The sequence below is a fragment of the Arthrobacter sp. I3 genome, assembly GCF_000520575.1.
Classification (GTDB): Bacteria; Actinomycetota; Actinomycetes; order Actinomycetales; family Micrococcaceae; genus Arthrobacter; species Arthrobacter humicola_A.
This window is the reverse complement of sequence record NZ_KI914902.1, coordinates 53,212-61,577: the sequence shown is the minus strand read 5'-3', so window position 1 is coordinate 61,577 and position 8,366 is coordinate 53,212. Positions and strand designations below refer to the sequence as shown.

The window sequence follows — 8,366 nt, the reverse complement described above, 5'->3', positions numbered from 1 at the left end:
CTTCTGGAGCTGGACATCCCCGCCGAGGACGCATGGCGGCGGGCAGTGGAAACCGCCATCCGCGAGTTCCGCGGGCAGGACCCCGCCGCGGCTGCAGCGGGCGGCGCGGCGCAGGACGAGGTGGTGGTGAAGCTGATTGTCACCCGCGGGCCGGAGGGCGCGGCTGCCCCCACGTGCTGGGTCCAGGCCTCCGCCCCGGCCGCCGCGGGACGGCGGCAGCGCCAGACCGGGATCGACGTCATCCTGCTCGACCGCGGCTACGACAGTGAAGTCGGCGAGCGCGCCCCGTGGCTCCTGCTCGGCGCCAAGACCCTTTCCTACGCCGTGAACATGGCGGCGCTGCGCTACGCCCACCGGCAGGGCGCCGACGACGTCATCTTCACGTCCGCGGACGGCAGGGTGCTGGAGGGTCCGACGTCGACCGTTCTGCTGGCCCACCTGGAAACCTCGGACGACGGCGCCGGCGGTGTCCGCACCATCCGGCGGCTCATCACGCCCCAGCTGGACAGCGGCATCCTGCCCGGCACGTCACAGGGCGCCCTGTTCACCGCCGCCAAGGCCGCCGGCTGGGAGCTGGGCTACGGCCCGCTGGAGCCGAAGGACCTGCTGGACGCCGACGCGGTCTGGCTGATCTCCAGCATCCGGCTCCTGGCCCCGGTGAACCACATCGACGGGCAGGAAATCGGCACCCCGGAACTCCGGCGCCAGCTCACGGCCGAACTCAACGCCCTCTTCGCGACCATCGAATAGCAACGCTCACCCCAGGGCGTCCGCGGGCACTGCCGGGCACCGGCGGAACGAGGCCGGGTTGAACGCCGGGAGCATGAACGTTGCGAGCACGGCGTCGAGCATTTCCGGGGCCCAGGTGCTGTTCTCCCCCAGGGTCGCGCAGACACCCAGCACCACGGGCGTTCCGTCGGTGCGGCGACGGATCTGGACCTGGACCGGTCCGGCCAGCCCGAGCGTGCGGACGGCGGCCAGGCCCAGCTTGCGCACATCCCCGGCCTGGTTCGCCGGCACCCTGCGGCTGACCTCGTCGCTGCCGGCGCGTCCATACGGAGTCCTGGTCTTCTCGAGGACCACCGCCACCGGCGCCATCGCGTTGCGTGCCGGGGTGCCGAACACCAGGCACACATAGTCGGCGCCCGGGATAAATTCCTGGACCAGTTGCCCCGCCGGCATGTTCTTCCAGCTAACGGAGTCGGTTCCGGCCAGCAGGTGGACACCATGGGAGCCTTTGAAGACCCGAGGCTTGACCACCACGGGGCCGCTGAGGCCGGCGAGGGATGCCGGCGCGGCGGCGAGGTCGCCCGGAACCGCGAACCGGGGCACCGGGATGCCGGCGGCTTGCAGCGCCCAGGTGGTGAACAGGTGGTCGTTGGCGAGGGCCACCGCGGCGGGGTCGGCCACGATGATCCGCACGTCCTGGGCGAATCCGGCGCGGGCCGCGGCCAGGACCGGGAGCTCCACGGTGAGGGTCGGAATGATGACGTTGATGGCTTCGCGGTCCACCACCCGGCGCAGGTCCAGGACCATGTCCGGGTTCGTCGCCGGCAGGAGCCTGACCGCGGCGGCGGGAGCCTCCCCGGCCTGGCGGGTGTCGGCGCGGGCGTCGGAGCCGAGGTACGGGAGGGCCCGGGCTTCGAGCTGGGCCGCGACGGCCCGCCCGGCGGCGCTTGTAATCCCGGTAACGAGTATGCGCGGGCCCACGATTGCTCCATTCCGCCGTCACCGGCCGGACCGCGGCTGCGGCTCCGACCGTTCCAGCCACCGATTCCCAGACAGCTTGTTGATGGACAGACGAGTCGATTCCGGGACTGCTCGATTCACACATTGCTCGAATCACCTGCAGCTCCGGCCGACTCGTCGGACCTAATCCCCCCAGTAGACGGCGAAACGTCCCGGCAGACACGAGTGGGCTGTACCCGAAACTGGAGCCCGCCACTACTCGCCCGGGCCGCGGTCCGGTTACGGAACATGACGACGGCGGCCGTGCGGGCCGGCGTCGCAGGTGTTACGTTTTTGGGGAGTAATGAGAACCGGTGCCAAGCCCTGACTGGCCGGTCGGCAACCCTCCCTTTCGCGGCGGGGTGCCTCAGGTGAATACTCGGCATTCGAGAATTCGAGCTGCAAGCGTGAAAGAGGAGATCCGTCGTGCCCGAGACGTCAATACCCACAACAGCCACACCCGGTTCAGCACCCGGCGAGGAGAGGCTGGCCTACCGGCTGTTCACCGGCGCGGATGACCGCGCCTTTTGCGAGCGGGTGTCAGCCGCCCTGGCCGAGGGCTACGTGCTGCATGGAAGCCCCGCCGCCAGCTTCAACGGAAGCACCGTGATCGTGGCGCAGGCGCTGGTCCTGCCGGCCGCGATTGCCAGTGCGGACGCCGCCGTGGCCAATGCGGTTGATGAGCTCGACGCCGACGAATTTGACGCCGACGGGGCCTTCGCGGGCCACGCATGAGCTACGCCGGAGACCTCAGCCCGCAGGAGGCGTGGGCCAAGCTGGAGGCCGGAGCCATCCTGGTGGATGTCCGGACCGAGGTCGAATGGGCCCACATCGGCATCCCGGACACCGCGGCCGCGGGCGAGAGCCGCAACGATCCGCTCTTCATCCAGTGGAACCTCGCCGGCGGCACGCCGAACCCGCACTTCGTGGAACAGCTAAGGCAGCAGGCGCCGGCGGACACCGCCGTCGAACTGGTGTTCCTTTGCCGTTCCGGTGCCCGGTCGATCGGCGCCGCGACGGCCGCGACGGCCGCCGGCTACACCTCGTACAACGTCCTTGAAGGCTTCGAAGGCGAGGCCGACCGCTTTGGCGAACGCACCGTCAATGGCTGGAAGAACCGCGGCCTGCCCACCAACCTCGGAAAGATCTAAGTGACTTTCAATCCCGACGCCGCCGGCTGGGCGGCCGACACCCAGGCTGTCCGTGGCGGCCTTGACCGCACCGGCTTCCAGGAAACCACCGAGCCGATCTTCCTCAACTCAGGATTCGTCTACGAGTCCGCGGCCGCCGCCGAGCGCGCCTTCACCGGGGAGGACGAGCGCTTCGTCTACTCCCGCTACGGCAACCCCTCCGTCGCCACCTTCCAGGAGCGGCTGCGGCTGCTCGAGGGAACGGAGGCGTGTTTCGCGACGGCGTCCGGCATGTCCGCCGTCTTCACCGCCCTGGGCGCGCTGCTGGCGGCCGGCGACCGGGTGGTCGCGGCCCGCTCGCTGTTTGGCTCGTGCTTCGTGATCCTCAACGAAATCCTGCCGCGCTGGGGTGTCGAGACGGTCTTCGTGGACGGTCCGGACCTGGAGCAGTGGCAATCCGCGCTGTCCGTGCCGACCACCGCGGTGTTCTTCGAGTCGCCGTCGAACCCGATGCAGGAAATCGTGGACATCGCCGCCGTGAGCAAACTGGCGCACGCGGCCGGCGCCACGGTGGTGGTTGACAACGTCTTCGCCACCCCGTTGCTCCAGCGCTGCGGCGACCTCGGCGCGGACGTGGTGGTCTACTCCGGCACCAAGCACATCGACGGCCAGGGCCGCGTCCTGGGCGGGGCCATCCTGGGCACCAAGGAATTCATCGACGGGCCCGTCAAGCAGCTCATGCGGCACACCGGTCCGGCGCTTTCGGCGTTCAACGCCTGGGTGCTCACCAAGGGCCTGGAGACGATGGCCCTGCGCGTCAACCATTCCTCGGCCTCCGCGCTGCGGCTCGCCGAATGGCTCGAGGGACAGCCTGCGGTCGGCTGGGTAAAGTACCCGCTGCTGCCGTCCCACCCGCAGTACCCGCTCGCAGTACAGCAGATGAAGGCCGGCGGGACCGTGCTCACCCTGGAACTGCAGCCCTCCCCCGGCCGCACGGCGAAGCAGGCCGCGTTCGCACTCCTGGACGCGCTGCGGATCATCGACATCTCCAACAACCTGGGCGATGCCAAGACGCTCATCACGCACCCGGCCACCACCACGCACCGCGCGATGGGCCCGGAAGGCCGCGCGGCGATCGGCCTCAGCGACGGCGTGGTCCGGCTTTCGGTGGGGCTGGAGGACGTCGAGGACCTGATCCGCGACCTCGGCCAGGCGCTCAAGCAGGTCTAGGCCCTTAAGCAGGTCCGGGGCCATGGCCGCTCAGGCCCAGGCCGCCTTGAGCGCCCGCCAGGCGTCGTCGTCGAGCATGCTGGACGGTGTGACAGCGACGGCGGCCGCCCCGCCGGAGACAGACGCCCCCAGCCCGGCCGCCAGGTCCGCGGCGGAGATGCGCCCGTCCTTGGCCCACATCCCGACCGACATGGCGAACTTCCCGGACCGCTTGGCCATGGCCGCGGCCAGCTCGGCGGAGTAGGCCGGAGCGGCGTCGTTGAGCCCGAAGTAGTCCCACAAGACCAGCCGGTCCGCGGCCGCGGCGAGCAGCCCATAGTCATGGCCGCTCTCCGGCCGGTCGGCGGCGGGATCGTGCCACGGCGCCCGGACGTCCATGTCGAGCGTGGCGCCGTTCGCGTGCGCGGCCGCCGCCGCCTTGGCCACGATGGCTGCCACCGCCTTCGACCGCCAGGCCCCAAGGCTCGGGTGTTCGACGTCGATGTCCCCGTTCGCGAGCCGCGGCCAGTCCGTCCCGCCGCTGGCCAGCCGGTAGGAGTCACGGTCGTCGCCGCCGTAGGTGTTGTTATCGAACATCAGTTCCGTCAAGGCCACGGCGTCCGGCTGGTACCGCCTGGTCACCTCGGCCACGAAGTCGACCAGCCGCTCCCCGACGGGTCCTGTCGTGAGTGCGCTGACGCTGGCGAACTCCGTGGAGCGGGTGCCGTCGAAGTTGATGCCGGCCAGGCCCGGGTTGGTGCGGATCCAGCCGGGGATCAGCAGGTCGATGGTCAGTGTGACCTTGCGTTTCCGGCCATCACCGCCGGTCCCCAGTGCCTTGACCGCTTCGGCCACGTGGTCGCGGCCCGGGACGGCCTCCACCTCGGGGTGGGCGTCCCAAGGGAACGCCGTCCAGTCCAGCCGCCCCACGCTGATGGTGACGCTGTTGGCGTTGACCTCATCGAGCCGTCTGGCCAGTTCCGGCAGCGTCGAGGCGGCGTCGACCACAGTTTCGTAGCCGACGCCGACAGTGCGCTCCGCGGCGGGCGCCGTGGGTCCCTGCGGGCCGCCGCACCCAGTGGCGGCAAGCGCCAGCACCGACAGGAGCACAAGGGCAGGGAAGGCAGCCGGTCCGCGCCTCAAACGCTGACGTCCGGGCGCACCGCCGGGGCGGTGACGCTGACCACCCCGGTCCGCGTCAGCTTGTTCCAGTGCGCCTCCTTGCCGCGGAGTTCCTGCACCAGCGCGGCGACCATGGTCAGGCTCGTAAACACGGAATAGAGCGGGATGAGCGGGAGTGCCCAGGCGTGCCGCAGGTCCTTCCACGCCCTGTTCATGGCCAGGGCAAACACCGTGAGCAGCAACGTGATGAACAGCCCCACCCAGCCAAGGATCGCCCAGACGTCCGCGCCGAACGGACTGCGGCCCAGCGCCGTGAGGAAGACCAGATCCACGAGTACCAGGATCTGGAGCACCGGGAGCACCACCATGGTGATGGTGTTGAACAGCAGGTACGCGCCGAACTGTCCGTGCCGGAGGTTGCCGATCATGCGCTTGTGCACACCCATGGTCTGCAGCAGCCCGCGGGCCCAGCGGACGCGCTGGCGCCAGAGCGCCCGGACCGTTGACGGCGACTCGGCATAGACCAGCGCCCGCGGGGCGAAGACCACCCGGTAGCCTGCCTTGTGCACCCGCCAGGTGAGTTCCAGGTCCTCGCCTACCGTGTCTTCGCGGAACGGCCCGATCTCCTCCAGGATCCGGCGGGGGAACGCCCCAATGTTGCCGGAAACGATCGGGAGGCAGCCGATCATGGTCAGGGCGCGCCTGACCATCCCGGTGCCGACATGGCTGATGAAGGCCAGCATCCGGGTCTGGACCCGGTCCAGGTTTACCGGCCTGTCGTCGCCGCACACGGCCCCGGTGCGCTGGTCAGTGAAACCCTGGAGCATCCGCTTGACGGTGTTCTGGGAGAAGATCCCGTCAGCGTCGACAAACATGAGGACCTCACCCGTGGCGTGGCGGATGCCCAGGTTCAGGGCCGCCCCCTTGCCGGCATTGGCCTGGGTCAGGACCGTGATCCGTGGATCCGTCGCGGCGAGCGCGCGCATCAGCCCGGCCGTGTTGTCAGTGGAGCCGTCATCCACGAGCACCACCTCGTACCGGTCGTACAGGGTGAGCTGAATGGAGCGGACGCAGTTTTCGATGACGGTCGCCTCGTTGAAAGCCGGGACAATGATCGACACGCTGGGCCGCTCATCCAGCAGGGTGGGCGTTGCGCGGCGGCGGCGGCGCCCCGCACGGAGTTCAAACCAGACGGACAGCGGCAGCACGAGCAGCTTCACGAGCCCGAACACCAGAATCGGCAGGCCGATGAGGAGCAGGAGGTATTCGGCGCCGGGGACGGCTGATGCGGAGGCGGAACTAAACCAGGACATGGGCGTACGCTCCTGTGCTTTGCCGGAAGGAGGCCGGGTTGAAGGAGGGAAGGGCAAACGACGCCAGCACGGCGTCGAGCAGTTCCGGGGCCTGCCTGCTGTTCGCGCCGAACCGGGCGTTCACTTCAAGGACCGCCGGGGTCCCGTCGGCACGCCGGCGGACGTCGACGTCGACCGGGCCCGTGAGGCCCAGCGAGCGGACGGCCCCCATCGCCAGATTTCCGACGTCCATGGCCTCGCCTGCTTCGGCGCGGCGGGTGCTCACGGCGTTGCCCACGCTGCCCTGCGCCAGTTCGGTCTTCTCCACGACGACGACGAACGGCGCGGCCCCGTTGTGCGCCGGGGTGCCGAAGACCATCGGGCCGTATTCGGTGCCCGGGATGAATTCCTGGACAATCAGGCCTTCCGGCAGGCGGTGCCAGTCCACCTGCTTGCTGCCGTCGATGACCATCACGCCGCGTCCGCCGCGGGAGACCCGCGGCTTGAGAACTATGGGGCCGCCGAGCGCGGCCATGGCGGCACCGGCATCGGCGAAGTCCCTGGGCACGCCGAATCTCGGCACGGGGACCCCGGCGGTCTGCAGCTGCCAGGCCGTGAAGAGCTTGTCGTTGGCCAGAGCCACCGGACCGGGATCGCCGATGATGACCCGGACGTCGGTCCCGAAGGCGGCACGGTACCCGGCAAGCTGCGGGAGTTCCTCACTCACCGTGGGGATGACCAGGTTGATGCCCTCCTGGACGACAAGCCGGCGCAGAGCCGAGACCATGTCCGGGTCCGAGGCCGGCGGCACCGGGACGACGGTAAGGCCGGCCCCGGCGGGCAGTTCGCGGATGTCCGTGCCCAGGACGGGAACGCCACGGGACTTCAGCTGGGCCGCTACGGCGCGGCCCGCGGGGCCTCCGGCGCCGGTGACCAGCACGCGGGGCATCACAGCTTTTCCATTTCCGTGCTCAGGAGACGGACGGGTTCGTAGGCTTCGGCGACCCGGCGCCGCGCCTGCCCGCCGCGGAACGAGGCGATGCCGCGGACCCGCTCGGGCGTCATGTACGGCTTGGCGAGCTGGTCGCTGTGCATCCTCACGGCCTGGACCTTGGCGTCAAGGTAGTCGTCGATGTCAATGAAGACGCTCGGGCTGAAGTCCCGCGTTGCCGACGGGCTTTCATAGCAGAGGATTGAGTGGTGCTGGCGGGCGGCCCGCAGCGTCGCCATGTGGACGGCCTGATGGTCCTGGTGCTGGTCGTGGTTGGAATGCGTGAGGATGATGTCCGGGTTGTAGCGGGCGATGGCGGCTTCAATGACACCCACCATTTCCTGGCTGTGCCGGAACAGGTCCGTGTCTGTGAAGTTGTAGTGGGTCATTCCGGTGAGGCCCATGAACGCCGCGCCGCGCCGCGCGTCGAGGGAGCGTTCCAGGGGATCCCCTCCACGGGTGCCATCGCTCATGACGAGCCCCTGCACCTCGTGTCCGGAGTCTACGAACTTCGCCAGGGTACCGCCGCAAGCAAGTTCAAGGTCGTCGGGGTGGGCGCCGATGGCCAGAACTCTGCGCGGCTGGCGGGCCGGGGCTCCCCCGGTGCGCAGGGCCGTCAAAGCAACGCCCAGGGACGCGAGCCCGCCAAGGGTGAGCGTGAGGTCGGCAGTCCGCCACAACTCGGGCGCATCGAGGAAAACGCTGGCCAGATTTGCCACCAGCAGCGTTGAGCCGGCAAGAAGGCAAATCCTGCGAAGCAGTTCGGGACGGCGCAGGCGGCGGTGGAACCAGGACCGGCCAAGGGCGGCGGCGGCCACAAAAGTAATCAGGAAAACGATGAGCAAGACATAAATCGAGACCATGTGAATTCAATTCCTATGTTGTTCGGCACCC

At 69.4% G+C, this 8,366-nt stretch carries 9 protein-coding genes and 1 riboswitch; of the genes, 4 read left to right on the top strand and 5 right to left on the bottom strand.

The genetic code is table 11. The features are described 5' to 3' along the window. On the top strand, positions 1-750 hold a 750-nt coding region (locus tag Y706_RS23315; protein ID WP_043434421.1), incomplete at its 5' end, for an aminotransferase class IV. Between the two features lie 6 nt (positions 751-756). Here Y706_RS23315 and Y706_RS23310 read toward each other — a convergent pair. Next, entirely contained in the window at positions 757-1,710 is a 954-nt protein-coding gene (locus Y706_RS23310) for an ATP-grasp domain-containing protein (protein WP_052354994.1), read from the bottom strand. A 318-nt stretch (positions 1,711-2,028) separates the two neighbouring features. Then, positions 2,029-2,142, top strand: a riboswitch (SAM riboswitch). Positions 2,143-2,154: 12 nt separating this feature from the next. Between Y706_RS23310 and Y706_RS0103000 the strand changes: the two genes are divergently transcribed. From Y706_RS0103000 to Y706_RS0102990, 3 genes are read left to right on the top strand one after another with little or no spacing between them, the layout of a single operon-like run. Next, positions 2,155-2,463: a DUF1737 domain-containing protein gene (locus tag Y706_RS0103000; RefSeq protein ID WP_173403046.1), complete on the top strand. Its 309-nt coding sequence runs from the start codon at positions 2,155-2,157 to the stop codon at positions 2,461-2,463. Next, on the top strand, positions 2,460-2,879 hold the full coding sequence (locus Y706_RS0102995) for a rhodanese-like domain-containing protein (protein ID WP_028275400.1): 420 nt from the start codon (positions 2,460-2,462) through the stop codon (positions 2,877-2,879). Before Y706_RS0103000 ends, Y706_RS0102995 begins: the two co-directional genes overlap by 4 nt. After that, the gene (locus tag Y706_RS0102990) at positions 2,880-4,088 is read left to right on the top strand and encodes an O-succinylhomoserine sulfhydrylase (protein ID WP_028275399.1); all 1,209 of its coding nucleotides are present in this window, start codon (positions 2,880-2,882) and stop codon (positions 4,086-4,088) included. A 30-nt stretch (positions 4,089-4,118) separates the two neighbouring features. Here Y706_RS0102990 and Y706_RS0102985 read toward each other — a convergent pair whose 3' ends face one another. The 4 genes from Y706_RS0102985 to Y706_RS0102970 are packed head-to-tail and all read right to left on the bottom strand — an operon-like array spanning position 4,119 to position 8,335. Beyond that, positions 4,119-5,165 carry a hypothetical protein gene (locus Y706_RS0102985; protein ID WP_216699099.1) on the bottom strand — a complete coding sequence of 349 codons (1,047 nt, stop codon included), beginning with the start codon at positions 5,163-5,165 and terminating at the stop codon, positions 4,119-4,121. A gap of 41 nt (positions 5,166-5,206) precedes the next feature. Then, positions 5,207-6,502: a glycosyltransferase family 2 protein gene (locus Y706_RS0102980; RefSeq protein ID WP_043434418.1), complete on the bottom strand. Its 1,296-nt coding sequence runs from the start codon at positions 6,500-6,502 to the stop codon at positions 5,207-5,209. Continuing rightward, positions 6,489-7,430, bottom strand: a complete 942-nt coding sequence (locus Y706_RS23305) for an ATP-grasp domain-containing protein (RefSeq protein ID WP_084475890.1) — start codon at positions 7,428-7,430, stop codon at positions 6,489-6,491. Before Y706_RS23305 ends, Y706_RS0102980 begins: the two co-directional genes overlap by 14 nt. Next, positions 7,430-8,335 (bottom strand): PIG-L deacetylase family protein, encoded by a 906-nt coding sequence (locus Y706_RS0102970; protein WP_052354992.1) that lies wholly within the window; start codon positions 8,333-8,335, stop codon positions 7,430-7,432. Before Y706_RS0102970 ends, Y706_RS23305 begins: the two co-directional genes overlap by 1 nt. Between the last annotated feature and the right edge of the window lie 31 nt (positions 8,336-8,366).

Excerpts from the sequence above, each read along its gene's own strand:
- Y706_RS0102970 (WP_052354992.1), bottom strand. The coding sequence starts at position 8,335 with ATGGTCTCGATTTATGTCTTGCTCATCGTTTTCCTGATTACTTTTGTG.
- Y706_RS0102980 (WP_043434418.1), bottom strand. The coding sequence starts at position 6,502 with ATGTCCTGGTTTAGTTCCGCCTCCGCATCAGCCGTCCCCGGCGCCGAA.
- Y706_RS23305 (WP_084475890.1), bottom strand. The coding sequence starts at position 7,430 with ATGCCCCGCGTGCTGGTCACCGGCGCCGGAGGCCCCGCGGGCCGCGCC.
- Y706_RS0102995 (WP_028275400.1), top strand. The coding sequence starts at position 2,460 with ATGAGCTACGCCGGAGACCTCAGCCCGCAGGAGGCGTGGGCCAAGCTG.